Annotated in this window: 1 protein-coding gene; it reads left to right on the forward strand. The window is 72.4% G+C overall.

From position 1 onward, the window contains the following. Positions 1-54: 54 nt before the first annotated feature. On the forward strand, positions 55-803 hold a 749-nt coding region (gene cydB / locus DAT37_RS38890), incomplete at its 3' end, for a cytochrome d ubiquinol oxidase subunit II (protein ID WP_109529962.1).

An 803-nucleotide genomic window follows, 5' to 3' on the forward strand; every position in this document is an offset into this window, starting at 1 on the left:
CCGTGCCCGCGGCCGAGAAGCTCGAGCCGTCGCTGATGTACTGAGGTGGAGACAGTGATCGACCTGTGGTTCGTCATCATCGCCTTCCTGTGGTCCGGCTACTTCGTGCTGGAGGGCTTCGACTTCGGCGTGGGGCTGCTCGCGCCGTTCGTCAGCCGCGGCGGGGCCGAGCAGCGGCAGACCCTGCAGACGATCGGCCCGGTCTGGGACGGCAACGAGGTGTGGCTGATCACCGCGGTGGGCGCCATGTTCGCGGCCTTCCCCGCCTGGTACTCCGGCCTGTTCAGCACCTTCTACCTGCCCGTGGTGCTCATCCTGGTGGGCCTCATCATGCGCGGGGTGGGGCTGGAGTGGCGCGGCAAGGTGTCCAACCCGGTCTGGTGCGACCTCGGCATCCTGGTCGGCAGCGCGCTACCGGCGTTCCTGTGGGGCGCGGTCTTCGCCGACCTGCTGCTTGACAGCGCGTTCGCGGCCGTCGTGGGCGGGACGTTCACGCTGGCGCTGTGCGCGCTGCACGGGGCCGTGTTCCTGGCCCTGAGAACCGACGGCCGGGTACGGCACCGCGCCCGGGTCGCGGCCCTGACGATGAGCGCCGCGGCGCTCCCCCTGGCCGTGATCGCCCTGTCCAGCCTGGGCTCGGGCGTGGGGGCCGGTGGGCAGGGGGCCGGTCTGGTGCTTGAACTGGGATCGCTACCAGCGCTGGCGGCCATGGGGGCGCTGGCGGCGGCGGTCGCCCTCGTCTGGCGGCGCCGCGAGGGGTGGGCCTTCACCGCCACCGCCGCGGCCACCGTGCTGACCTCGGT

Origin of the sequence: Nocardia aurea, assembly GCF_003123685.1 — a bacterium.
Lineage (GTDB): Bacteria > Actinomycetota > Actinomycetes > Mycobacteriales > Mycobacteriaceae > Nocardia > Nocardia aurea.